The 23,328-nt window shown below is 67.0% G+C and carries 24 protein-coding genes and 1 pseudogene; 8 read left to right on the forward strand and 17 right to left on the reverse strand.

Annotation, left to right across the window (positions count from 1 at the left end; translation table 11 throughout):
• Window positions 1-31: 31 nt before the first annotated feature.
• Window positions 32-346 carry a DUF4190 domain-containing protein gene (locus PCC79_RS03925; RefSeq protein ID WP_232550210.1) on the reverse strand — a complete coding sequence of 105 codons (315 nt, stop codon included), beginning with the start codon at window positions 344-346 and terminating at the stop codon, window positions 32-34.
• A 437-nt stretch (window positions 347-783) separates the two neighbouring features.
• Entirely contained in the window at window positions 784-1,098 is a 315-nt protein-coding gene (locus tag PCC79_RS03930; RefSeq protein WP_232550210.1) for a DUF4190 domain-containing protein, read from the reverse strand.
• A 398-nt stretch (window positions 1,099-1,496) separates the two neighbouring features.
• Here PCC79_RS03930 and PCC79_RS03935 point away from each other — a divergent pair, with 398 nt between their 5' ends.
• Complete coding sequence (locus PCC79_RS03935) at window positions 1,497-2,228, forward strand: MerR family transcriptional regulator (RefSeq protein ID WP_232550209.1); 732 nt, start codon at window positions 1,497-1,499, stop codon at window positions 2,226-2,228.
• A gap of 101 nt (window positions 2,229-2,329) precedes the next feature.
• On the opposite strand, the gene PCC79_RS03940 is transcribed toward PCC79_RS03935, so the two are convergent.
• Window positions 2,330-2,731, reverse strand: coding sequence for a type II toxin-antitoxin system VapC family toxin (locus tag PCC79_RS03940; RefSeq protein WP_232550208.1), 402 nt, complete (start codon window positions 2,729-2,731; stop codon window positions 2,330-2,332).
• Complete coding sequence (locus tag PCC79_RS03945; protein ID WP_232550207.1) at window positions 2,718-2,948, reverse strand: FitA-like ribbon-helix-helix domain-containing protein; 231 nt, start codon at window positions 2,946-2,948, stop codon at window positions 2,718-2,720. Before PCC79_RS03945 ends, PCC79_RS03940 begins: the two co-directional genes overlap by 14 nt.
• A 288-nt stretch (window positions 2,949-3,236) precedes the next feature.
• On the opposite strand from PCC79_RS03945, the gene PCC79_RS03950 reads away from it, so the two are divergent.
• Complete coding sequence (locus PCC79_RS03950; RefSeq protein WP_232550206.1) at window positions 3,237-3,806, forward strand: recombinase family protein; 570 nt, start codon at window positions 3,237-3,239, stop codon at window positions 3,804-3,806.
• Between the two features lie 571 nt (window positions 3,807-4,377).
• Here the strand turns inward: PCC79_RS03950 and PCC79_RS03955 are convergent.
• Entirely contained in the window at window positions 4,378-4,515 is a 138-nt protein-coding gene (locus PCC79_RS03955) for a hypothetical protein (protein ID WP_342373078.1), read from the reverse strand.
• Between the two features lie 130 nt (window positions 4,516-4,645).
• Here PCC79_RS03955 and PCC79_RS03960 point away from each other — a divergent pair, with 130 nt between their 5' ends.
• The gene (locus PCC79_RS03960) at window positions 4,646-5,995 is read left to right on the forward strand and encodes an ISL3 family transposase (RefSeq protein WP_425325653.1); all 1,350 of its coding nucleotides are present in this window, start codon (window positions 4,646-4,648) and stop codon (window positions 5,993-5,995) included.
• 3 nt (window positions 5,996-5,998) lie between these two features.
• Window positions 5,999-6,535, forward strand: a pseudogene (locus tag PCC79_RS03965) (transposase); the annotation flags it as partial.
• Here the strand turns inward: PCC79_RS03965 and PCC79_RS03970 are convergent.
• Complete coding sequence (locus tag PCC79_RS03970; RefSeq protein WP_342373079.1) at window positions 6,469-10,689, reverse strand: DEAD/DEAH box helicase; 4,221 nt, start codon at window positions 10,687-10,689, stop codon at window positions 6,469-6,471. The pseudogene PCC79_RS03965 and the gene PCC79_RS03970 overlap by 67 nt on opposite strands.
• A gap of 265 nt (window positions 10,690-10,954) precedes the next feature.
• Here PCC79_RS03970 and PCC79_RS03975 point away from each other — a divergent pair, with 265 nt between their 5' ends.
• Together PCC79_RS03975 and PCC79_RS03980 are read left to right on the forward strand one after the other, a co-directional pair.
• Window positions 10,955-11,449 carry a hypothetical protein gene (locus PCC79_RS03975; RefSeq protein WP_232550238.1) on the forward strand — a complete coding sequence of 165 codons (495 nt, stop codon included), beginning with the start codon at window positions 10,955-10,957 and terminating at the stop codon, window positions 11,447-11,449.
• A gap of 12 nt (window positions 11,450-11,461) precedes the next feature.
• Window positions 11,462-11,869 carry a hypothetical protein gene (locus tag PCC79_RS03980; protein WP_232550237.1) on the forward strand — a complete coding sequence of 136 codons (408 nt, stop codon included), beginning with the start codon at window positions 11,462-11,464 and terminating at the stop codon, window positions 11,867-11,869.
• A gap of 17 nt (window positions 11,870-11,886) precedes the next feature.
• On the opposite strand, the gene PCC79_RS03985 is transcribed toward PCC79_RS03980, so the two are convergent.
• The 6 genes from PCC79_RS03985 to PCC79_RS04010 form a co-directional block, all read right to left on the reverse strand.
• Window positions 11,887-12,246, reverse strand: coding sequence for a hypothetical protein (locus tag PCC79_RS03985; RefSeq protein ID WP_232550236.1), 360 nt, complete (start codon window positions 12,244-12,246; stop codon window positions 11,887-11,889).
• A 364-nt stretch (window positions 12,247-12,610) separates the two neighbouring features.
• On the reverse strand, window positions 12,611-13,081 hold the full coding sequence (locus PCC79_RS03990; protein ID WP_342373080.1) for a MarR family winged helix-turn-helix transcriptional regulator: 471 nt from the start codon (window positions 13,079-13,081) through the stop codon (window positions 12,611-12,613).
• Window positions 13,078-14,295 carry an NAD(P)/FAD-dependent oxidoreductase gene (locus PCC79_RS03995; RefSeq protein ID WP_342373081.1) on the reverse strand — a complete coding sequence of 406 codons (1,218 nt, stop codon included), beginning with the start codon at window positions 14,293-14,295 and terminating at the stop codon, window positions 13,078-13,080. Before PCC79_RS03995 ends, PCC79_RS03990 begins: the two co-directional genes overlap by 4 nt.
• A 263-nt stretch (window positions 14,296-14,558) precedes the next feature.
• Complete coding sequence (locus tag PCC79_RS04000; RefSeq protein WP_342373082.1) at window positions 14,559-15,155, reverse strand: hypothetical protein; 597 nt, start codon at window positions 15,153-15,155, stop codon at window positions 14,559-14,561.
• Between the two features lie 25 nt (window positions 15,156-15,180).
• The gene (locus tag PCC79_RS04005) at window positions 15,181-15,843 is read right to left on the reverse strand and encodes a prepilin peptidase (RefSeq protein ID WP_342373083.1); all 663 of its coding nucleotides are present in this window, start codon (window positions 15,841-15,843) and stop codon (window positions 15,181-15,183) included.
• Window positions 15,844-15,879: 36 nt separating this feature from the next.
• Complete coding sequence (locus tag PCC79_RS04010) at window positions 15,880-16,986, reverse strand: toprim domain-containing protein (protein ID WP_342373084.1); 1,107 nt, start codon at window positions 16,984-16,986, stop codon at window positions 15,880-15,882.
• Between PCC79_RS04010 and PCC79_RS17385 the strand changes: the two genes are divergently transcribed.
• Window positions 16,971-17,186: an SDR family oxidoreductase gene (locus PCC79_RS17385; RefSeq protein ID WP_425325662.1), complete on the forward strand. Its 216-nt coding sequence runs from the start codon at window positions 16,971-16,973 to the stop codon at window positions 17,184-17,186. The genes PCC79_RS04010 and PCC79_RS17385 overlap by 16 nt on opposite strands.
• 144 nt (window positions 17,187-17,330) lie before the next feature.
• A complete protein-coding gene (locus PCC79_RS04015) occupies window positions 17,331-17,633 on the forward strand; it encodes a DUF4342 domain-containing protein (protein ID WP_232550266.1) in 303 nt (100 codons plus the stop codon).
• A gap of 23 nt (window positions 17,634-17,656) precedes the next feature.
• Here the strand turns inward: PCC79_RS04015 and PCC79_RS04020 are convergent, their stop codons facing one another.
• The 5 genes from PCC79_RS04020 to PCC79_RS04040 all read right to left on the reverse strand — a co-directional run bounded on the left by PCC79_RS04020 (window position 17,657) and on the right by PCC79_RS04040 (window position 23,265).
• Window positions 17,657-20,056 carry an alpha-L-rhamnosidase C-terminal domain-containing protein gene (locus tag PCC79_RS04020; RefSeq protein WP_232550265.1) on the reverse strand — a complete coding sequence of 800 codons (2,400 nt, stop codon included), beginning with the start codon at window positions 20,054-20,056 and terminating at the stop codon, window positions 17,657-17,659.
• 79 nt (window positions 20,057-20,135) lie between these two features.
• On the reverse strand, window positions 20,136-20,957 hold the full coding sequence (locus PCC79_RS04025; protein WP_342373085.1) for a carbohydrate ABC transporter permease: 822 nt from the start codon (window positions 20,955-20,957) through the stop codon (window positions 20,136-20,138).
• Window position 20,958: 1 nt separating this feature from the next.
• On the reverse strand, window positions 20,959-21,318 hold the full coding sequence (locus PCC79_RS04030; protein WP_342373086.1) for a sugar ABC transporter permease: 360 nt from the start codon (window positions 21,316-21,318) through the stop codon (window positions 20,959-20,961).
• Window positions 21,319-21,336: 18 nt separating this feature from the next.
• The gene (locus tag PCC79_RS04035) at window positions 21,337-21,885 is read right to left on the reverse strand and encodes a sugar ABC transporter permease (RefSeq protein ID WP_342373087.1); all 549 of its coding nucleotides are present in this window, start codon (window positions 21,883-21,885) and stop codon (window positions 21,337-21,339) included.
• An 87-nt stretch (window positions 21,886-21,972) separates the two neighbouring features.
• On the reverse strand, window positions 21,973-23,265 hold the full coding sequence (locus PCC79_RS04040) for an ABC transporter substrate-binding protein (protein ID WP_342373089.1): 1,293 nt from the start codon (window positions 23,263-23,265) through the stop codon (window positions 21,973-21,975).
• Between the last annotated feature and the right edge of the window lie 63 nt (window positions 23,266-23,328).

Consider the following 23,328-nt stretch of genomic DNA (forward strand, 5'->3'; position numbering starts at 1 on the left):
GATCTACGAGCGCATGTTCCGGGCGGCCGCCTCAGGGGTTGATGGTGGCTCCGGCGAGCAGGATCGCCCAGTACACCGTTGTGACCAGCCCCCAGATACCGGCTGCATAGCTGATGGCCAAGGCGAACAAGGCCAAGGTTCGTCCACGGCCCCCGCGGGACTTGATCTGTTGAAGGGCCACGTGGCCAGCGCCGACGGCGAAGATCGCCAAGGTGACCGAGCCGAAGCCGACGATCTGTCCAGCCACGAGGATCGCGAGGACGAAGGCGACGACAGCGAGCACGTTCAGTTTCTCGGCGTTGCCCGACTCGGGCCGGTGCACGGGGGTGGAGGCATCGACGCTCATGAAAGGGAGGCTACTGCCTCCCGTTTCCAGCGGCGAGAGCTGGCGGCATCTCCTCACCGCAGGACTTCGCCCATCCAGTCGGATCCTCTGCTGCAGGCGGTGATGCGGTTCAGTGAAACTCCAGGACGGATTGTTGCGACGCTCAAGTCGTCCGATGATCGCGTCGGTTCACTGACCCGCCGCGACCCGGCGTCCGGGTCGCTCATGCCCGTACGCGCGGCTTTGAGGTGGGAAGACCACATCCTTGTCACCGAACCCCGGTGGGAGAACAGACCTGACGGCGGCAGAACAGGGCGTTCTGTCGGCCAGGACTGAGAGCCGGCACGAAGTCATGGCGCAGCCAAGATTGCCAACCCGGGCAGGGTGCGCGGCATTACAACCGTCTCCAGGAGCCCGTCCTGTGCGCGATCTACGAGCGCATGTTCCGGGCGGCCGCCTCAGGGGTTGATGGTGGCTCCGGCGAGCAGGATCGCCCAGTACACCGTTGTGACCAGCCCCCAGATACCGGCTGCATAGCTGATGGCCAAGGCGAACAAGGCCAAGGTTCGTCCACGGCCCCCGCGGGACTTGATCTGTTGAAGGGCCACGTGGCCAGCGCCGACGGCGAAGATCGCCAAGGTGACCGAGCCGAAGCCGACGATCTGTCCAGCCACGAGGATCGCGAGGACGAAGGCGACGACAGCGAGCACGTTCAGTTTCTCGGCGTTGCCCGACTCGGGCCGGTGCACGGGGGTGGAGGCATCGACGCTCATGAAAGGGAGGCTACTGCCTCCCGTTTCCAGCGGCGAGAGCTGGCGGCATCTCCTCACCGCAGGACTTCGCCCATCCAGTCGGATCCTCTGCTGCAGGCGGTGATGCGGTTCAGTGAAACTCCAGGACGGATTGTTGCGACGCTCAAGTCGTCCGATGATCGCGTCGGTTCACTGACCCGCCGCGACCCGGCGTCCGGGTCGCTCATGCCCGTACGCGCGGCTTTGAGGTGGGAAGACCACATCCTTGTCACCGAACCCCGGTGGGAGAACAGACCTGACGGCGGCAATAGCGTGCGTCAGCTGCCGGAGTCAGTTCGGAGGAGGACCCGCCAGTGACCCTATAGACCACCCGGGACAGGGGTTGACTCTCAGGTAACCCGAAGCCCGACTCTTGAGTTATGAGTGACGATCTCCTCAACGTCGGGCCGTTCGCCAAGCGCGCAGGGCTTAGCGTGCATGCGCTGCGCCACTACGACGCATTGGGCCTGCTCAAGCCCACCGAAGTCGACCCCGACACCGGCTACCGCCGCTATTCCACCAGCTTGTTCACGACGGCAAGGCTCATCGCCGATCTGCGCTGGCTCGACGTGCCCCTCCCCGACGTTCGCGACATCGTCGCGGCACCCTCCTCAGACCGGGCGCGGGCGTTGCTCGAGTCACATGCCGACCGCCTTGTTCGCACCCGCAAGCATCTCGATCAGCAGATCGCCCAGTGCAGTGCCTACGCCTCCGAAGGAGTACCTATGCCCACTGTCGCCACCACCGTTGTTCCGGTCCAGCTGAAGATCCGCGTCGCCGACAAGGACAGAGCACGGCGCTTCTACGAGGACGCCTTCGGCCTAGCAGCACAGGTGATCCGCCACACGGAAGACGCGGACTACGACGGCTACCTGTTCGGCGACTACGGCCAGCCAGGCTTCTTCCTGCTACTCCTGGTCGACGACACCGACTTCGACTGCCCCGGACGCAGCACCCTCGGCCTGCTCGTACCCGACCTCGACACCATTCACCACCAAGCTCTCGCAGCCGGGGCGACCGAAACAGTACCGATCACTGACGCCGAAGGGATGCCCCGCGCCAGCGCAGTCACTGATCTCGACGGCAACTGGGTCTGGCTCTACCAGGGATAAAGCCTCCCTGAGCCATCCTCCCAGGACGCTCGAATCTCGGCATGTGCGCGAGGTCACGACCATCGGCAGACCAGATCCGCTGGGCGGGCGGCGAAGTCGTGTCAGCGGTTGGTCTTGATGACCTCGATGGCGCACTGTGGGCCGGTGGATCTGGCGAGGCGGCGATCTCCGGTGAGCAGGGTCACCTGCAGTGCTTCGGCGAGGGCGACGTAGGCGGCGTCGTAGATTGTGAGGTTGTCCCGCAGTTCCCAACAGCGAGCCAGCAGGGGGGCATGGCCCACGCGTTGGAGCGGCAGTTCCCGAAGGTCATCCAGAGCGAACCCGACTCGACGTGGGTCCAGGTGGCCGCCGCGGGCCAGTCCTCGCCACACAGAGGCCACCTCGAGATCGATCAGTGCCGGGGCGGCGAGTTGTTCCCCGTGCAGCCGATGCCGTGCCGCGTCACCGTCCGGGCCGTCGTCGAGCAGGGCGACGGCCAGGACGCTGGCGTCAATGACGAGCACGGTCGAACCGCAACGCGCTCACCGCGTCAGCCAGCGACAGCGAACCGCCGGCCCGACCGCCCGCACGGGCGAGCACCTCGTCCACAGTCGGTTGGGCCGCCTCAGCGATCAACCTGGACCGTAGATACTCCTGCAAGGACTGGTGCGCCGCACTCGCCCGCTGCCGCAGGACCGAATGCGTGTCCTCCGGTACGTCCTTGATCTGGATGTTCGGCATAGAGCCATTATGGCGCCAAGGGCGCCAATACGGAAGCTGTGCTGGGTGTGTGATCACGGTCAGGTCCACCGACGTGCGAACGTCCGCTACTGGGCAGTTGAGTAATCACACGCCCGTCGGCGGAGTCGAGCACACCCGATGGGCGCCCAGGGGGATGAGGGCCGCTTGGCCGCTTGCTCGGACGTCCAACAGGGTGTACTCCGTAGACGGGGTGACCGCGTGGGACTCTTGAGCGTAAACTAACCTCCAAGTGGTTTCTATTGGACGGTATTGCCGGGAGGTCTAGACATGCGTGGACGGGTTTACGGCTACGCGCGAGTCAGCTCGAAGGACCAGAACCTGGAGCGACAGCGCGAGGCACTCGCCGGCGTCGACGTGCTGGTCGAGGAGCAGCTCTCTGGCAAGAGCGTCGCCGATCGCGAGAAGCTTCGCACGCTGATGGCGTTCGCCCAGGCGGGGGACACCATCCGGGTGAAGTCGATCGACCGGCTCGCCCGTGACACCCGGGACCTACTGCGGATCGTGGACGAGCTGGCGGCCAAGGGCGTCGCGATCGAGTTCCTGGACTCGCCCATGCTCAACGTGTCCACCAAGGAAGGGCGCGCGATGCTGACGGTCTTCGCGGCATTCGCCGAACTCGAGCGCGAGGCCATCCGCGAGCGGCAAGCCGAAGGGATCGCCCTCGCGAAGGCCGCAGGCAAGTACCGCAAAGCCCCAAAGCTCACCGCCGAGGGAATAGCTCAGGCACGGTCGCGAATCGAGCAGGGGGTGCCGAAGGCGCGGGTAGCGAGAGACCTCGGAGTGAGCCGACAGACGCTCTACTCGGCGCTGGAAGGAAGGGGTACCTACGCGGTTTAGCAGAGCTGCTTGGCGGCATCGGACCGCCGGACGTGGTTACGCATGCTGCCGACCCAGCGCTCACTGCTCTACGGCTATGCGTTAGCTGGGGGCCACGCCATTCGGTATGTGCGGGTGCGGTTGCTGATGGCCAGGTGCATGTCTGCAACGGCTGCGGCCGATTCAGGATGCTTGTCTCGCTTGTCCCAACTCCTGAGTTGGACCTCTCCAAGCGAATTCGAGGCCTCCGCGGAGGGGGACTGCTGCAGGCCGCCGTACCGTGGCGCAGGTATGAAGAGCCCCATAGAGACGTTCGTTTGCCCGCCCGGATCACCGCCTGGATCGCCCGCTGCTTCGCACGCTTGGCCTTCTTGCGGGACAACTTCCGCGCCGACGTCGACGTCCTGGCGGGTGGGGGTTCACTGATCCGACGGACCCGGACCGGGTCACCCTGGAACGAGCACCGCCTTGCCCTTCGCCGTGTGGTGCGGCGGCAGCCGATCCGCGGCGTCGAGCAGCACCACTTCGCTGGCACACTGCGGACAACGACCCACCACCCGGTACTGCACTGGTGGCACGACCACTCGCCTGTTCAGTCGTCGAGGGGGAGCGTCGGGAGGGCGTCGACGATCTTCATCGTCTCCACCGATACCCGCGTCACCCGCTTGATCAAGTCCACGATGTAGCGCGGGTCGCCGTGCTCGCGACCCCAGTCGTTCGGGTCGTTCACGATCCCGGAGGCCTTGTCCGTCTTGACCTGATAACGGGCTCTTCCGATTTGAGGGTGTAGCGGGAGCCTGTGTTCGGCGGGCAGGTGGGTGGCGCGTCGGTGCCGTGCTGGGGGTCGGGGTCCCCCGAGGATGGAGGTTCCTACACCGATCCACCAGGAAGACCCCGACGTGTCCTACGCTACCTTCGCGCGCCCTGACCTGACCACGTTCGCCGGCTTGGACGGGCTCGGTTTGGAGGTGGTCGGCCAACGCGTCGAACCTCAGCGGGCCGTGCTGGCCTGCCGGATCGTGGAGCCTGACCAGTGGTGTCACCGGTGCGGGTGCGAGGGTGCCCCGCGCGACACCGTGACGCGTCGGCTGGCGCACGAACCGCTGGGCTGGCGGCCCACCACCCTGGAGGTCACGGTGCGCCGCTACCGGTGCGGCGACTGTGGGCATGTGTGGCGCCAGGACATGACCAAGGCTGCCGAGCCCCGCGCCTTGTTGTCCCGCCGCGCCCTGCGGTGGGCGCTGGAAGCGCTCGTGATCGCACACCTAACGGTGGCCCGGATCGCTGAAGGGTTGGCGGTGTCATGGGACACCGCGAACAATGCGGTGCTGGCCGAGGGACAGCGTGTCCTGATCGCCGACCCGACACGGTTCGACGGCGTGCGGGTTCTTGGCGTGGACGAGCACGTGTGGCGGCATACCCGCAAGGGCGACAAGTACGTCACGGTGATCATCGACCTTACTCCCGTTAGGGATGATACTGGTCCCGCGCGTCTGCTCGACATGGTCGAGGGACGTTCCAAGCAGGCGTTCAAGACGTGGCTCGCCACCCGGCCCAAGGTGTGGCGGGACGGAGTCGAGGTCGTGGCCATGGATGGTTTCACCGGGTTCAAGACCGCCACCACCGAGGAACTCCCTGACGCGGTCACCGTCTTGGATCCGTTTCACGCAGTCAGATTGGCCGGCGATGCCCTCGACCAGTGCCGGCGCCGGGTCCAACAGACCCTGCACGGCCACCGAGGCCGTGCTGATGATCCGCTCTACCGGGCCCGTCGCACCTTGCACACCGGCCTGGATCTGCTCACCACCAGGCAGAAGGCCCGGCTGGAAGCCTTGTTCGCCGGCGATGAGCACGTCGAAGTCGAAGCTACCTGGGCGGTCTACCAACGGATGATCGCCGCCTATCGCGAACCCAAGCCCGCTGAAGGGAAGGCCCGCATGCAGGCCGTCATCGCCGCCCTCAGCAGCGGTGTCCCCGCCGCGTTGACCGAGCTCGCCGTGCTGGGCCGCACACTGAAGAAGCGGGCCCCTGACATCCTCGCCTACTTCGACCGGCCGGGCACGTCAAACGGTCCCACCGAAGCTCTGAATGGCCGGCTGGAACACCTCCGCGGCAGCGCCCTCGGCTTCCGGAACCTCACCAACTACATCGCCAGATCCCTCCTCGAGACCGGCGGATTCAGACCGCGACTACACCGTGGTTTGGGATGAGCCAGATTGGCCGGCGATGCCCTCGACCAGTGCCGGCGCCGGGTCCAACAGACCCTGCACGGCCACCGAGGCCGTGCTGATGATCCGCTCTACCGGGCCCGTCGCACCTTGCACACCGGCCTGGATCTGCTCACCACCAGGCAGAAGGCCCGGCTGGAAGCCTTGTTCGCCGGCGATGAGCACGTCGAAGTCGAAGCTACCTGGGCGGTCTACCAACGGATGATCGCCGCCTATCGCGAACCCAAGCCCGCTGAAGGGAAGGCCCGCATGCAGGCCGTCATCGCCGCCCTCAGCAGCGGTGTCCCCGCCGCGTTGACCGAGCTCGCCGTGCTGGGCCGCACACTGAAGAAGCGGGCCCCTGACATCCTCGCCTACTTCGACCGGCCGGGCACGTCAAACGGTCCCACCGAAGCTCTGAATGGCCGGCTGGAACACCTCCGCGGCAGCGCCCTCGGCTTCCGGAACCTCACCAACTACATCGCCAGATCCCTCCTCGAGACCGGCGGATTCAGACCGCGACTACACCGTGGTTTGGGATGAGCCCGGTAACCCCACTCGTCCACATCGCCGGCCGGGTCCTCTAACAGATTGCCCTGACTGGGGCCATCGGCGGCCCGCTCGTACGTCCACCGTGCGAAGAACAGACCCGGGTTCCCAGCGCCCCCTAGGACCAAGTCCGGTAGGGCGTTGGTGACCAGACACTGGAATGGGGCGTTTGAGCCAGGACCCGGAACCCAAATGCCGAGATTCTTGGCGGGAAACGCGGGGATGATTCGAGGGAGCAAGGATGGGGCGGCATTGAAGAACCGATCGTAGTAGAGCCAAGTTCTAGTGAACGGACGATAGGCAGCGACGCCTACGCGATCCTCGGAGAAGTATCCAGCCACGCCCTTCTTCGCCTTTGTCATTAGGTCGGTTGACCAGCTGATCTTGGCGGGATCACGTTCTAGGTCATCTATGGCCAGCTGCGTGTTGTAGGTATCAATCATGGAGCGCATGTTGTTCAGTACTCTCTGCCGAGAGAAGTTGTAGCACCATGCATCCCGATTGGTCTTGAGCCCGGCGGACTGCACTTTGAAGACTGCTAATGGACGTCCTTGGGGAGCTGCCAAGGGAGTGAAGGCTTGGTAGGAATCGCTTCGCTGGTTGATCCAGTCGCCGTCCGCGTTGGGTGTCACCTGTCGCCACAGACCATCGTCAAGGGAAGCCGTGGCAACCTCCTGAAGTTTCTCCTCACGAGTCCGATAGTCGGCAACCTCTCGATACGCCACCCGGAACGAGTCGCTAGGACGCTTGATGGCCAAGAACACGGCCACACCGGCGCGTGACCCCATGCCGAATACTTTGCCACCCTCCCGTCTTGAGGTCTCGCCTGCCGTGCGCTGATTTCCCTTCAGATTCAGGACCCACACTGCTGCACACTCGGAAGCAAGTGTTCTTCTAACGCCCGTCGCAGCAGCCCCATCGATCCAGCTGTTGTTCGCCACGAACACCAAGACGCCAGTGTCCCCCAGACGGTCAAGGGACCATCGAAGTGCGCGGAGGTAGGAGTCGTACATGTTGCCCCGAGCGTTGCCCGCACCCTGCGCCAGGAAGGTCTCTGCAATCCTTCGGTCCAAGCTTGGGTAGCTCAGGTTGGCGTTGTCGTCATTGGCAGAGTCTTGCTTGGCTGAGTAGGGGGGGTTGCCAACAATGATACGAATAGGGGCCGCGAGCTGGGATTCGATGCGCTCGCTATTCACGGGGATGAGCGAGGTGTCCGCCCGGTCGCCGTCCTCGGTAATCTGGAAGGTGTCGGTAAGGGTGGCGCCCGGGAAGGGCTGGTAGGAGTGGTCGGCAGCTTCCGGTTCGTTCGCGATTGCGATGGCTTGGTAGGTGGTTTCGATGTTGACGCAGGCGATGTAGTAGGCGAGGAGCATGATCTCGTTTGCCCACAGTTCGCTGGTGTACTTGCGGGCGAGGTCTTCGGGTCGGATGATGCCGGACTGGAGGAGTCGTACGATGAAGGTGCCGGTGCCGGTGAATGGGTCGAGGATGTGCACGTCCTGGTCGGTGAGGCCGTAGCCGAATTCTTGGCGGCAGACGTCGTCGGCGGCGCGGAGCATGAAGTCGACGATCTCGATGGGCGTGTATACGACGCCGAGGCTCTCGGACTGTTTGGGGAAGGCCTTCTTGAAGAACTGTTCGTACAGGTCGTTGACGACCTGTTGGCGGCCGCCGGCGCTTTGGATGCCTTCGGCGCGGCGGCGGACGGAGGCGTAGAACTTGTCGAGTTGGGCGGTTTCGGCGTGGAGGCCGTGGCCGGCGAGGGCGTCGACCATCTTCTGCATGGTGATCGAGACGGGGTTGTGGGCGGCGAAGCTGTCGTGGGCGAAGAGGGCTTCGAACACGGGGCGGGTGATGAGGTGTTGGGACAGCATGTCGACGGCGGCTTCGAGGGTGATGCTGTCGTTGAGGTTGTCCCGCAAGCCTTGGTGGAATGCTTCGAACTCGCCCTGCAGCCGCTGGTCGGCGGTCTTGAGGATGGTGGTGATGCGGGCGGTCTGGTTGGCGTTGATGTGGACGACGTCGTCGGCCCACTGGTCCCAGTACTCCCGGTCGCCGACCTTCTTCACGATCCGGGCGAGGATGGAGTCCTTCCAGTCCTGCAGGGCGAACAGCGGTAGCTGCACGCCGGGCTTGGTCGGCTTGTCGGTGCCGCCCTCGGTGTCGGTGGCGGCGTGGTTGCCGATGAAGTCGATGGTGACCTTGCCGTTGGTGGACTTGTCCAGGTCGATGGTGTTGATCATCGCGTTGAACCGGTCATCGTGCGAACGGAGGGCGTTGAGAACGTCCCAGACGACCTTGAATCGCTTGTTGTCCTTCAAGGCTTCTTCGGGGGCGAGGCCGGCGGGGATGGCGACGGGGAGGATGACGTAGCCGAACTCCTTGCCGGGTGCCTTGCGCATGACGCGGCCCACGGACTGGACGACGTCGACCAGGCTGTTGCGGGGGTGGAGGAACATGACCGCATCGAGGGCGGGCACGTCGACGCCCTCGGACAGGCAGCGGGCGTTGGTGAGGACGCGGCACTCGCCATCAGGGATGGGTGCCTTGAGCCAGGCGAGCTTCTCGCCGCGGATCATGGCGTTCATGCTCCCGTCGACGTGCTGGACCTCACAGGTGGGGCCCTCGTCGTCGCCGGTGTTGGTGAGGGTGTCGACGACTTGAGGGAACGCGTCGGCGAACGCTTGGGAGGCGCGGATGTTCTGGCTGAACGCCACCGCGCGCTTCATGGGGGTCGGGTTGGTGCCGAAGTCGCCGTCCTGGGTGCGTTTCGCGAGGCCGTTCCAGCAGCCGACGATCTTGGCGGCATCATCCAGGGCGAGCTCGTGGTCGACGGTGGCGAGGGATTCCTGCAGGCGGGGGGCGATCGCGCCGTTCTCCACGACGAGGATCATCACCTTGTAGTCGGCCAGCAGGCGCCGTTCGACGGCTTCGCCGAACCCGAGCCGGTGGAACTCCGGTCCGAATGTGGCCTCATCGTCCATCGAGGTGAGGACGGCGGAGGCCTCGTCGGCCTTCTGCTTGACCGCCTCCCCATACAAGCGCGGGGTGGCGGTCATGTAGAGCCGCTTGGCGGCGGGCAGGTAGGTGTTGTCGTGGACGCGGGTGAACGCCGACTCGTCTGCCTCGCCGGCCAGCCGGACGCCGGTGGTGCGGTGCGCCTCATCACACAGGACCAAGTCGAAGTCCGTACCCGCGAGTTGTTGGGCTTGGGCGACGACGTCGATGGACTGGTAGGTGGAGAACACCACCGTCATCTGGCGGCCGCGGAGTCCGACCTGACTCATCTCGTGCACGAGGCGGGTGGCGTTGGTGGTGGGGAGGGGGATGTCGTGGGTGCTGATGTCCTCGGCTGCCTTGGATGCCTTGGTGTCCGAACACACCACGAACGGGCGGATCGTGGTCTGGGTTTGGGCCATCCACTCCCGCAACGTCTGTGACACCAACGCGATCGAGGGGGCCAGGAACAGGACGCGCAGGGAGCCGCCGTTGTCGGCGCACATCTGCTCGGCCAGCTTCAGCGACGTGAACGTCTTGCCCGTTCCGCAGGCGGAGATCCACTGGCCGCGGTCGTGGGTGGTGAACCCGTCGTGGATGGCGGTGAGGGCTTCCTTCTGGTGAGGGCGCAGGCTGTAGCGGACGGCCTTCTTCAGCTGGACCTCGAGCTGGTCCTTCGACGCCCACATCCAGTCGATCGGTGACTCGGAGATCTCCGGGAGGCCGATCCGCTGCACTGGGATCGTCTGGTTCGCCAGGGCGTCGGAGGCAGTCTTGGACCACTTGTCGGTGGTCGAGATGATGATCCGGTTGTCGAACGTGATGCCGTCCCACACCTTGCCCGAGGCGGTGAAGAACGAGTCGATGTCACCCTTCTGCAGGTAGTGGTTGGGGGAGAAGAACTTGCACTGCACGGCCGTCCACAAACCCGTGTCGGCGTTGCGGGCGACCAGGTCGATGCCCGAGTCGTGGGTGCCCTCACGGTGGTCCCAGTCCGGCCAACGTACGACCAGGTCGTAGGTTGCCGACAGGGTCGGGTCGAGGTGGAAGTAGTCGACCATCAGGCGTTCGAACTTCTCGCCCTTGGCCACATTCGTCGGGGCCTGCTGGAAGTCCTCGATCACGTCATGGATCGTCGTCTTCGTCGCCACGCTGCTCCCTCACACATCAACGGCTCGCTCACACCGTACCGACGTGGTGGCCGCCGCGCCGCCTCCGCGTGGGAGATCGCCGAAGTCACAGCGTCCGGCGAGGGGTGGGGGCTGGTGGTCGACTCGCGGACCCACCCCTAGGAGGCGCTCGACCACCAGCCACACTCGACACTACGTGGTGGCCGTGGGGCGGGCGGGGGCTGGCGCATGTGGTGGCGGCCGTGCCTCGCGCCATCCTGTGGTGGAGATGGCCTAGTCTCAAGGCATGTCCACCCCCACGGATTTGTTGAAGTACACCCGTTGGCTGCGCCTGGCCGCTCTCGTCGTAGCTGCGATCGCCACCTTCGTGGCCGTCACCCTCGGGTACACATTGGTCAACGCTGGGCACGCAGCGCCTGCCGTCGTGATTGCCCTGGTGGCCGGCTTGGTGGCCGGCGCATGGTTCGCGCTGTTCTTGCTGCAGCGATTGAAGGGGCGTCTGGAGGAGGGCGCCTCGATCTCGCTGGAGAAGTGGGCGAAGGCCACAGCGTGGATCCGCCTCCTCATCGCCGCGTGGGCTGCGTTCATCGGGCTGGCCGTGGTCGCCGTCCTCACCCAGACGCCGGCGACGGCCGCCCAGGAACTGACCTCGCCGTTGCTGCTGTTCGTCGCGTTCGGAGCCCTGTACGGGCTCCTCGGCGGAGGCTTGAACGACTACCTCGCTGTCTGGGATGAGGAGACGACCCCGCCTGCAGCTGGGTCGACGTCGACTGTCGCCTGAAGCGCTCCGATCATGAGAATCCCGACCGTGTACCGCCCCTACCGTGGGCGCCTGCACCTCCGCATGCCCTACCGGAAGGACAACCGATCCTGGCTGAAGGACCGGCTGGGGGACCGGATTCGCCCCGAGTGGGTTCACGCCACGGAGAGTCACCCAGGACGGTGGGAGATCGCGCGTAACCACCTGCAGCCGTTGGTCGAGGCGCTGGTCGAACGCTGGGGAGCTGTCGACGTGACGCTCATCTACAGCACCACCGAACAGTGCGACACCAGGTGCCAGAATGCCCGCGGCGACGACTGCACCTGCTCCTGCCTGGGCCTCAACCACGGCCACGGCTTCGCCGGGCAGTGGACGCAAGTCGGGGACACCACATTGGTCCAGCACGAGTACACCAAGGTCACCCGCCGCATCACCGGCTGAAAGCCCGAAGGCGTGCTTTACAGGGCCGGTGAGATGAACAACGTGAGCCAGTCGCTATTGGCCGGATCTGCGTGCACGTGGCGAATCCAGCCCAGCGTGGCCCAGAACCCGTCAGCGTCCTTCTTCGCGTAGGCGACCAGTCGACGGCCGGTGTGGCGCCAGCGGAGGGTCTCGGCCAACGCGCGACCCACGCCTGATCCGCGCTGCGCCTCATGCACCTCCAAGAAGACGATCTCCAAGCCAGACGCGCCGACGTCGGGGACGTTGTTGTAGTCCGGGTTGATCCCCACGTCGTCGTCCACGAGGACCCGGGCGACCTCAGAGCTGTCCCGGTAGGCCCGGTAGACCCGTCTCCTCTCGTCGACGGGCTGTGCCACCAGTGATCGGTGAATCCTTCCCCGTGCGGAACCTCGACGAAGGGGAGCCAGCAGAGTTCCTCACCGATGGGGCAGCTGAGTTCCACGAGCTCGATGGGGTCGAGGGCGGGGAGGGCAGCAACCAAGTCGCGGACCATCTCCGGGTTGGTGGTGGTCAGGGTGGTGAGGATGGCGGTGAGGGCCTGGGCCCGCTCGTCGCCGGTGGGGTCGAGGGCGGGGAGGGCAGCAACCAAGTCGCGGACCAGCCACGGGGTGGTGGTGGTGGTCAGGGTGGTGAGGTGTGGAGTTGATAGCTCGGTGGCGGCGTTGTGTGGCCGCTATGTGACGGTGATCGACGATGGCCGCTGCGGCTTCGACGACGTCGTCAGCGAGGCGCTGTCGCTGGTCCGGTCGTGGCCAGGTTCTCACGCAGTTGGGCGAGCTGTGCGGCAAGAGAGCTCGCTGCATCCTCTGTGAGCTGCAGGTTAGCGGGCTCATTGAGGGCGACGATCGATGGCCATGCGGCGTCGAGGGCAGTTCGTCCCTGATCGGTGATGGTGAGGTGAGATGGTCGACCACGGCCCTCGGTACTGCCGCGGATGAGGCCGCGGCGCTGGAGCTTGTTGACGGTAGCGGTAAGCGCTTGAGGGCGAATATGGAGTTGGCGCGCGATCTGCGCCTGCGTGATCCCAGGGTCATCGGTTGTGCACGCCAGCACGCCGAACTCGGCCGTGCTGATCCCCGCGGCTCTGGTTGTCCGCTCGAGATGACGTGCGGCTTCACGCGCAGTTTGCTGCAATTCCCACAGCACCAAGACAAGGTTGGGGTCACCTCCTGATCGGAGCGCCGCCTTCATGGCGTGCCGCGATAGCGACGCTGTCCCCACGCACCCGCGACGCTCAGCAGAGGTCGGGCCAGGGCTTGCGCTGGTCGATGACGCAGAGCGTTGATTACTCGCACGGGACCAAGGGACTCACGGATCGCTGCGCGGGCCCGGGGTGATATAGAACGCTGGTAGCGGGCGAGTGCGGAGTATAACGGGGCGCCATCCAGATGCTCGGTGATGGCATCAACGAGGTCGGCGGCATCACAGATGGCCGTCGACGCACCCCGACCGCCGGTCGGTGGCATCGCGTGGATCGCATCTCCGAGCCCTGTGACACTGCGAGGCGTCCAATCTGCGATCGGTCCGGATGGGTTTGCCGCCCGGAACCTGAACGCTGCAACACGTTCGAGGTCCGAGGCCGACACGTGCTCGGTTAGCCAGGGCGACCATCGCGTGAGCAACGCGCCCGCCTGCTGGACCAGGTCACCTGCCGATGTGTGTCGGGTGCCCCTGAGGCTCTCGCTGCGGTTAATCGTGCCCCAGATAAGAGCTGGCCCGCCGGTCAAAGCCGCAACTGTCGGGTCGGTCGCAGCTCGCGAGGGGGGGTTGTAGATCGAGAGGAAGACGCCGGTGCCGTCGGCCCCGAACGCCAAGGCCGGACCCCGGCGCAGGTAGGTCGGCGGGGCGTCTGTTCCGAGCGGTGCCCATCCCGCAATACCGGTGAGACCAAGATCGCGGGTGGGCGACGTGCCGAGGAACGAAGAGATGACCGTCGAATTTGCGCCGTCGGCGGCCACCACAAGGTCACCATCAACAACGGAGCCATCTGAAAGCGTGACCGCTGCACCCGTGTCATCCTGTGCTACATCGCGCACTGTCGATCCAAATCGGATCGAGGCGCTGATGTCCCTCGCAAGCAGGACTCTCAGCACTTGGCGTTGCGCCAAGATGCGGTCCTGTCCGGTGGGTTCAGCCGCGACCACGATCGGACGCAATTGGGAGTCCGCGATGGTGAACTGCTCGAACGCGCTCCCGGTGTCTGATACCAGCCGGATTTCTTCCATCAGCGCCCCTGGGATCAAATCTGCGAGTGCGCCGCAGGCTTCATCGTTGAGGCTAATGCGATACCCGCCCGTCTCCGCGGCAGCGACATCCTGCTCTACAACTACGACCTCAGCCTTCCCCAAGAGTCCGTGTGCCAGCGCGAGACCACCCATACCTGCCCCACACACGATGATCCTCATGCCGCAAGAGTATCAAGAGGTTGATTCCCGCTCGATGGTTCTTGCATATCTGGCCGGATGACCAAGCATCTCGTGAAGGTACAGTTTTGTGAGACATCCGCTCGGGTGGCGGGCGGATCGTCTCGGGCCGGGGCAGGTTTGTGGGGTTCCTACAACCGACGAGCGTTCTGGAGGGGCTATGGATGCCCGTGAGTGTTGCTGGGTCGGCTCAGGATCGTTCCTGGAGAACCGGCCCCCGTTCCCGGAGGGCGTCGCGGCGGGGTTCAGTGGCCGTGCGGGCCGGATTCTTCGGGTGTTGGGGGAAGTCCGCCGAGGCGGCGCAGCTCGTTGATGTTGGCGTTGAGCGTGGCCATGGCTTGGGCGGTTCCGTCGGTGGTGCCGGGGGTGTGCGGCTGATCCGCTGGTCGGGTGGCGGGTGTGGCGGCGAGGCTGCCGACGTGGAGGAGCGCGATCCCGTGCCGGACGGCAGTATCGGTGGGGTTGGGGGCGGTGGTGAGGGTGTGGCTGATCGCGGCTTCGGTTTCTGGGTTGTGCCCGGTGAGGCTGTCGATGATCCATTGGTGGACGGTGGGGATCTCGGTGGTGAGGTCGAAGTCGTCCACGGTGGGTTGGGGGAGGCGCGGCTGCTGGATGACGGTGCGGGCGTGGTCGTGGCCACGGGAGAGGATGGCGTCGCACACGCCGACGGTGGCGGCTTGGAGGTAGACGGCGGCGAAGGCGGGTCTGGTGAGGACCTGGCGGGTGGTGTCCTGGCCGAGCGCGTCGGCGATGCCGTACTCGGTGGGTTGGGTGAGCCGGGTGGCCCAGCTGGTGCGGACGGTGGTGTAGATGTCGTGGCTGTCGAGCCAGTCGGTGGTCATGCGCGTGACCCCTTTCTGTTCTGTCTTAGGGGAGGGGGATGAGGGTGGCGGCGAGCCAGCCGAGGAGGAGCCAGGGGCCGTAGGCGTGGCGGCTGCCGGGCTGGCGGGGTCGGGTGAACGCCCACCCGGCGGCGGTGAGGGTGCCGAGGAGGAACGCCAGCCAGGTGGCTGAGGCGCTGAGGGGGGCGGTGGTAAGCCCGATGAGGCCGGCGAGGCGGACGTCGCCGTAACCGAGCCCACCCCGACCGGCCTTGTTCAGGACCCAGAACAGGCCGTAGCTGACCGCCCAGCCGAGCGCTGCGGCGGCTGCGAGCAGCCACGCGCCGGTCAGCGCGGCGGTGGTCACGACGCCGAGGACGCTGGCGATGAGGGTGAGCATGGTGGTGCGGTAGGGCAGGCGGTGCACGTCGGCGTCGACGGCAACCAGCCACGGTGCGGCGATCGCGAGCGGGTACAGGTGGAGCAGGTGGACGGCTTCACCGGTGGCGGTGTAGCGCAGGGTGAGCGCCCCGAGGACGCCGGCCAGGGCGAGGGGTACCCATCGGCGGGGGCTGGGCTCGGGCCAGGTTTGGGTGGTCTCTTCGGGGTAGCGGTAGGTGAGCGTGGTGAGCCGTCGGCGCTGGTACTCACCCAGCAGGACGCCACTGATGGTGGCGGCCGCCGTGGCGGTGAGGGTGGGGGCGTCCATGGGGTGTGCTCCTGTGGGGGTTGGTCTGAGGGTAGGTCAGCGACCGCGTCCGCGCGGGTCGTGTCCGGGGGGGGTCGGGATGCGTTCGATGGTCGGTGGGGGGGCTGGGGGCGGGTCGGTGGGGGTTTCGTGGGTCTCTTCTGCGGGGGTGAGCCGCTGCTTGACGTCGTGGAGGCGGGCGAGCTGGCTGTCGGCGGCACGGCGGGCGTTGGTGTTCCACGCGCGCACGTGGTCCTTGAGGGTGCCGCGCAGGAAACCGGCGGGCAGGCCGAGCCGGTCGCCGAGGGCTTGGACGCCGTCCTCCCACCGGTCGGGGGGCTGGGCGGCGAGCACGGCCACGGCTCCGAGGGCGGCGTCGGGGGTGGGCAGGTTGCTGATCCGCTCGTTGATGAGCACGTCGGCCAACGGTCCGGCCTGGGTGAGCGCGTGGTTGAGGGCGGCGGCTTGGCCGGTGGCCAGCAGTTCGGCGGGATCTGTGCCGGGGTTCAGGATGGCGTAGCGGGGGTCGAGGCCGTGGGGGGTGAGCATCCAGTAGTCGCGTTCGGCGGCGAGGCGTCCGGCGAGGTCGGCGTCGGTGGCGATGATCGGGGTGCGGTCGAGGTTGGCGAGTTGGGTGGCTTGCAGGTTGGTCAGGCTGGTGCCGAGGGGGGCCAGGCCGATGTAGCGGCCGTGGCTGGCGAGGGTGATGGCGTGGGCGTCCATGGGGCCTTCGGCGAGCACGGGGATGCGGGTGGGGTCTGCGGTGAGGAGGTGGGTGGCGCCGTAGAGCTGGTTGCCCTTGTGGAACAGGGGAGTGTCGGGGGTGTTGAGGTACTTGGGGGCACGCTCGTCGGTGCTGGTGGGGTTGCGGCGTCCGACGAACCCGAGCACGCGGTGGTCGGGGTCGAGGATGGGCAGCATGACCCGGTCACGGAACCGGTCGATCAGGTTCCCGTTGCGGGCGGTGCTGGCGACGCCGGCGGTGAGCATCTCCTGGTTGGTGATGCCGTGGCCACGCAGGTGGTCGACCAGGTTGGTCCAGCCGGCCGGCGCGAGTCCGGGCCGCAGGTCGGGGTGGTCGTGGACGTCGACGCCGAACCGGGCAGGCCGAGGCCGACGCCGCGGACCGCTACCTGCCCCGGGCCCCGCTGCCCCGGGCGGCACGCCCCGATGAACTCGCCGCCGTGATCGCGTTCTGCGCGAGCCCCGAGGCGAGCTACCTCACGGGCACCGACATCCTCTGTGACGGCGGCGTGGCAGCGGGTCGGGGACGCCGGGGATCGGGCGCGCAGCACAGCGCGCGTTCGCGCTGCCGTGAAGAGGTGTCACCTCGTCCCCTCGGGGACTGCGCACTTGCCGGGTGACGGCCCACCTCCAATCCTCGAGCGAATACCACGGACGCAGTACACCCATCCGGTGCGCACGAAGGATGTGCCGAGGGCCACACAACGAAAAAATTGTTCACATCGAGGCGATGGCAGATGTCGCCCACCAGAAAGGAATGCACCATGAATGAAAACGAGCACCCGTCCGAGCAGTTCGAGGTCGAGGGCGACAACCTGCTGACCAAGGTCCGCGAACTCATCCACGAGGGCAATGTGCGTCGCATCATCCTGAAACGCGACGGCGACACCTTGCTGGAGATCCCCCTGCAGACCGGCCTGGCGGTCACCGTTCTCACCGCCGCCATGGCTCCCGCCCTGGTCGGCATCGGTGCCATCGCGGCCGTCGTGTCCCGGGTGACGCTGGTGGTTGAGCGGGACGAGTCGGCCCCCGATCCGGCCGAGTCGGGCGAACTCCCGCAGAACTGACGCGGGCACACAGCGGCGGGACGTCACCGTCCCGCCGCTTCGCCGTCCCTCTCGATCCGATCGCCCGACGGTGAACCGTCACGGTGATGAGGCAGCTCGAAGTCCATGCTCTGCACGTCGTCGCGCTGCGACCAGCTCACCCCGGTGCTGCCTTCGGGAATCACCAGGTCGATGGACGTCGGCGCGTCCACCCTCACGCGGACGGTGCCCGCCCCGTCCCGCTCCCAGCGCACCGCGATGCTGCCGTGCGGCGTGGGCACCACCCCCTCAGCGAAGCGGAGATCGCCGGGCACTGGGTCCACGCCGGCGGACGCGAAGCCCGGGCTCAACGGGGATACGCCCAACACCCAGCGGGGGAAGTGTTGCAGCGGGACGCTGCCCCAGCCGTGGCAGTCGCTGCGATGGCTCACCGCGTCCTCGGCCCACGTGGTGAGGTTCAGCTCGAGCATCTCCTGCCACGGCGTCCAGTCGACCACCTCGTGGGCACCGGCGATCCGCGCGGCGTCGAAGAGGCTGTGCGACATCGCGTATGAGCACCGGGTCAGGGTGGCGTCCCCGACGGCTCGGCAGAGGAGGTCGCGCGCGGCCGGTCCGCTGATCGCGCCGGCAAGCACCGCCCAGACCTGCGCGTGCTGGCTCATGGGGACGCCGGAGTCGGAGTCGCGGTAGTACCCGGTGGACGGGTCCCAGGCCGAACTGGCGTTGATGCGGGCGATAACGTCCTCGGCGCGCGCCCGGTACTCGGCGCTTGCGCCCGGTTCGCCACAGGCGTCGGCGATCCGCTCGGCGCTGCGCAACGCGGTGGCGTACTGGAAGGTGAGGATGGTGTTGGCGCGCCGCTCGCCCAGCTCGGGGACGCCGCGACTGGCGCGCCAGGCGTCCGTCCAGTCCACGAAGTTCCAGATCTCACCGTCCGGGTGGGTGTCGGGGCGGTCGGGAGGGGACAGGACGAAACCGTCCTCGGTGAGGGCCGCGTCGAAGACCGACAGGATCGCGTGCACGCGGGGCAGGAAGGGCCGGGTGAAGGACCGGTCTCCCACGTGGTCGAGGTGGTCGGCGAGCATGAACACCCAGAAGAGGGAGAAGCCGGGAATGACCTGGGGAATGATGCCCGGGGCATTGCTCCGGGTCAGACCCTCGGGATGACCGGACGCCGCGAAGTCGCTGATCGCCCGGCGCACCAGCCGGTCGTCGGAAGAGATGTGGAGGGAGAACAGGGCCTGCGAGCGCGTGTCCATGGCGTACTGCAGCTGCTCGTAGAAGGGGCAGTCCTCAAAGGTGTCGTGCATGCAGTTGCGAAGCGTCCGAAGGCTCGTCTCCCACAGCCGGGCGTGGAGGGGAGAGGACGACCGGAACGACCCGGTGACCTCCAGCGGGTAACCCGTGCGCGTCAGCATCACGCCGCGGAGGGTGAGGGGTTCGTCCCCGGTGGTGACCCGGACGCGCAGGTACCGCACGGTCCGGAACCAGAAGGGGCGCCAGAGCTCGGGGGCGTCCGGGCTGCCGTGGCCGGCGACCCGGTAGTGGTCGGGGTCGGCGTGGAGGTCGCCGGTGCGGGCGTCCGTCCGATCGCCCTTGCGTCGGAGCCAGGGGAGGTCGATCGGCTCGCCCTCGTAGCACTCGGCGGCTGTCAAGGTCAGCTCCGCGCCGGCTCCACCGGACATGGCCGCGGAGACGAACGCCGTGGTGAGGACGCCGACGTCGAGGTCGACCTCCACCTCCCGGTGGGCCGGCACCGTGACCGGCCGCCCCCCGAGCAGGGCTTCCCAACCGGGGTCGTCGCCACGGGTGCGCGCGATACCCGCCCAGGGGCACGGCTCGAGGGCCAGGGGCGGCACCGGCCGGGGCAGGACGCACATCGCCGCGTCGCCTGGGGGGCGCGGTGCCGGCACCGGAACGGCCCAGGCGCGGTCGTCAAACCCCGCATCGAGCCACCCATGGTGCTCCAGCGTGGCGTCGACACGTTCCTGGATTCCGAGGAACACCGTGTTGACCCCCTGCAGGAAGGTCCGCCCCGGGCACGGGCTGCATCGCCAGCGGAGGGCGTCCGCGGCATCGGCACCTCCGGGCAGGGGTCCGCTGACCGACAGCCCGGGGGCGGCGCCCCGCCGCAGCGACGCGTTGCCCGGGACGTCCTCCCGATAGGTCAGCACCTCCAGCGCCAGGACGTTGCCTCCGGTGGTGAGGTGAGGAGCGACGTCGACGGTGTCGGCGAACCAGTCCGCCGGGCCGGGCTTCAAGGGGCCGACGGCGACGAGCGTCCCGTTGACGAAGAGGCGGTAGCGGTGGACGGCCGTGATCAGCAGGGGCAGCGCGGCTCCCGACGCCCCGGCCCACGTGAACTCGCTGCGGAACCGAGCCAGCCGAGCCACCGAACCGGAGTCGGTGGGGTCGTGGGGCAGCCAGAGCCAGGGGAGGTCCATGCAACTTCTTCCGGACGGAGGGCGGTGCCCGGCCCGGGTGACCCGGGCCGGGGCGGAGGAGCGTCGACGCGGTGCCGCGTCAGCCTTTCAGCCCTCCCGCGAAGCCCTGGATGATGGAGCGCTGCATCAGGAAGTAGGTGATCAGGATCGGCAGGATGCTGATCACGATGCCGGCGAAGATGAGGTTCCACTGGGCGCCGAACTGGCCGACGAACCCGTAGACGGCCACCGTGATCGTCTGCTGGTCCGAGCCGGACAGGTACAGCAGCGGCGTCAGGAAGTCGTTCCACGTCGCCACCGCGGTGAGCACGGCCAGGGTGCCGGTGATGGGCCGCATGAGGGGGAAGACGACGGACCAGAACGTCCGGAACGGGCTGGCCCCATCGATGGCGGCCGCCTCCTCGAACTCGGTGGGCAATGCTCGCAGGAAGCCGGCGTACAGGAAGATCGAGAAGGGCATCGAGCCACCGACGTTGACCAAGATGACGCCGGCCAACGATCCGAGCAGCCCCAGGTCCCGAATGGTCTGGTACAGCGGCAGCAGGCCGAGTTGCGCCGGGAGGAGCAGGCCGGCGAGGAAGCCGAAGTAGGCGACGTTGCTCCAGCGGGCACCGGCCCGCGAGAGCGGGTATGCGGCGGCCGCGGAGATGATGACGACCAACACGACGGTGATGGAGGTCACGATGAAGCTGTTGACGAGCCCGCCGCCAAGACCGCCCTGATTCCACGCATCGATGAAATTGGCGAAGGTCGGCTGGGCGGGCGGGGCGATCAGCGAGCTGGGGTCGCCGGGGGCCTTGAAGGCCAGGCTGAACAGCACGTATATGGGGAACAAGAAGATGAGTGCGGTCAGGATCATCACGGCCTCGAGAATGGCCGTGCGCCACGTGTAGCGATACATGTCAACCCTCCTGCTTCGAGAGCAGCCGGTACTGAATGACGGAGGCCACGGCGACGAACACGGTCAGCACCACGCCGAGGGCCGCGCCGTAGCCGAAGCGGCCGAGCTGGAAGGCGTTCTGGTAGATGAGCGTCGAGATCGTGTTGGACGCCCCGCCGGGCCCGCCCTTCGTCATCGTGAACACCTGGTCGAAGATCTTGAACCCACCGATGACGGACAGCATCACATTGATGGTGATCGCGGGGGCGAGCATGGGGCGGACCACGTGCCAGGTGCGGCGCACCGGGCCGGCACCGTCGATGGCGGCGGCTTCGAGCACCTCCTCGGGCACTCCTTGCAGGCCGGCGAGGAAGATCACCATGGAGTAGCCGACGTTCTGCTAGATGATGACGATCATGATCGACCACACCACGAGGTCGGCGTTGCCCAACCAGTCCTGCCTGAGGGCGCCGAGACCGACCAGCTCCAGCACCTGGTTGATGGCGCCGTTCGGCGCGAAGAGGTTCTGCCACAGGAAGCCGATGGCGATCGACGTGATCACGACGGGGGCGAAGAACAGCACGCGCAGGATGTTGCGCGACTTGATCCGCGCGTTCACGCCGAGGGCGATGAAGAAGCCGAGCAGGTTCTGCACGATGGTGACCACGACCGTGATCAGCACGGTGTTCTTGACCGCGGTCTGGCCGTACGGATCGGTGAAGATGAGTACGTACTGCCGCAGGCCCACGAACTGACTGTCGGTGCTGACGCCATCCCAGTCCGTCAGGGAGTAGGCGCCGCCCTGCACGCTGGGGATGATGACGGCGAAGATGTAGAGGGCGGCTGCGGGGAGCATGAGCCACCACACGGCGGCGGCCGCACTACGGTGCCGGCGTCTGCGTGGCCGTGCGGCGGGTTCGGTGAGGGGAGTCTCGGTCAACGACGCCATCGGGGTGGGCCTTTCAGTCTCGACGGTGAGAGGGGGTGCGCGGTGCGACGCCCGGAGAGGAGCATCGCACCGCGCGGGGGAGGGAGGTCAGCCCGTGAAGGCCGTGTCCATGGTGGCCAGCGCGTCCGCGACGGTGGTCCGATCGCCCAGGAGCTGCTGGAGCTGGTCCTGGTAGACCTGGTTGACGTTCGCGTTCGGCCACAGCTGATCCGGGTAGGGCGCGGTCTTGCCGGTCTGCGCCTGGTCGGCGACCCCGGAGAGGACGGCGCTGGGGGTGTAGCCCTCGAGCGGGATGCTGGGGAAGTTGGAGCCGACGTCGACGGCCGTCTGCAGCCCCTCCTGCGACATGTAGTAGTCGATCAGCTTGAGGGCCAGCTCGGGGTTCTCGGCCTTGGCGTTCACGCCGTACCCCGCGCCCAGACCGACCGGAAGCACCGTGTCGGCGGCATTGTCGGTGGCCGGGAACGGGGCCGTCACGAACTCGGCGCCCTCCGGGGCGGCCTCCTGGATCGTCGAGATCTGCTGGCTCACCGTGACGATGCCGAGGGCCTCGCCCGTTGCGACCTGCTCGTGGGCGACCTCGATGCTGGTGCCGAGCGGGCTCTCTCTGAAGCAGCCAGCGTCCCGCATCGCGAGGTACTGCTCGAGCGCGGTGCTCCATTCCGATCCGGCGAACGTGGCGGTGCCGTCCGTCATGTCCTGCGCGAACGTCGACCCGGGCTCGTAGACCAGCGTGGACGTCAGCGCGTACACGTAGTGGGAGAAGTTGCCGCCCGCCAGCCCGGCCAACGCGTACGCGACCTTGCCGTTGGACTGCGCGGTGGCGCACAGGTTCATGACCTCGCTCCACGTGGTGGGCGGGGTGGCGCCGACCTCCGCCATCGCCGCCGAGTTGTAGATGGCGGGGATGATGCCGGAGTTGTTCGAAGCCATGAGCACCTTGCCGTCGGCCGTCATGACGCTCTTGTTCGAGTCGCTGAACTCAGAGACCCACTCCTGGTCCGACAGGTCGGCCAGGTAGTTCCCCTTCGCGAGGGTCTGCACCGTGATGGGGTTGCCGTTGCCCGGGAACACCGTGACCACGTCGGAAGCGGTGCCCGAGACGAGCTCGGTGTTGATCTGGGTGAGAATGCCGGGCCAGGGGAGGCCGACGTGGTTGACGGTGACCCCGGGGTTGTCCGCTTCGAACTGCTCGATGAGCGCCGCGGCGGTCGCATCATCACTCCAGCCCGACCACGTCAACTCCTGGCTCCCATCGGCACCTGCCGACCCCTGAGAGCCGGACTGCGTCACGGACTGGGGGCCGGCCGCACACGCCGACGAAAGTCCCAGCACCATCACGGACAGGGCGGCGACCGAGAGTGTCGTCTTCTTTCGCATGACTGCTCCGTTGAAATCGAGGAATCGCCGCAGCTCCTGCTCCGGCGCTGGCTCACCCCCCCG

The sequence above is a fragment of the Propioniciclava soli genome, assembly GCF_038502305.1.
In the GTDB taxonomy this organism is placed as follows: Bacteria; Actinomycetota; Actinomycetes; order Propionibacteriales; family Propionibacteriaceae; genus Propioniciclava; species Propioniciclava soli.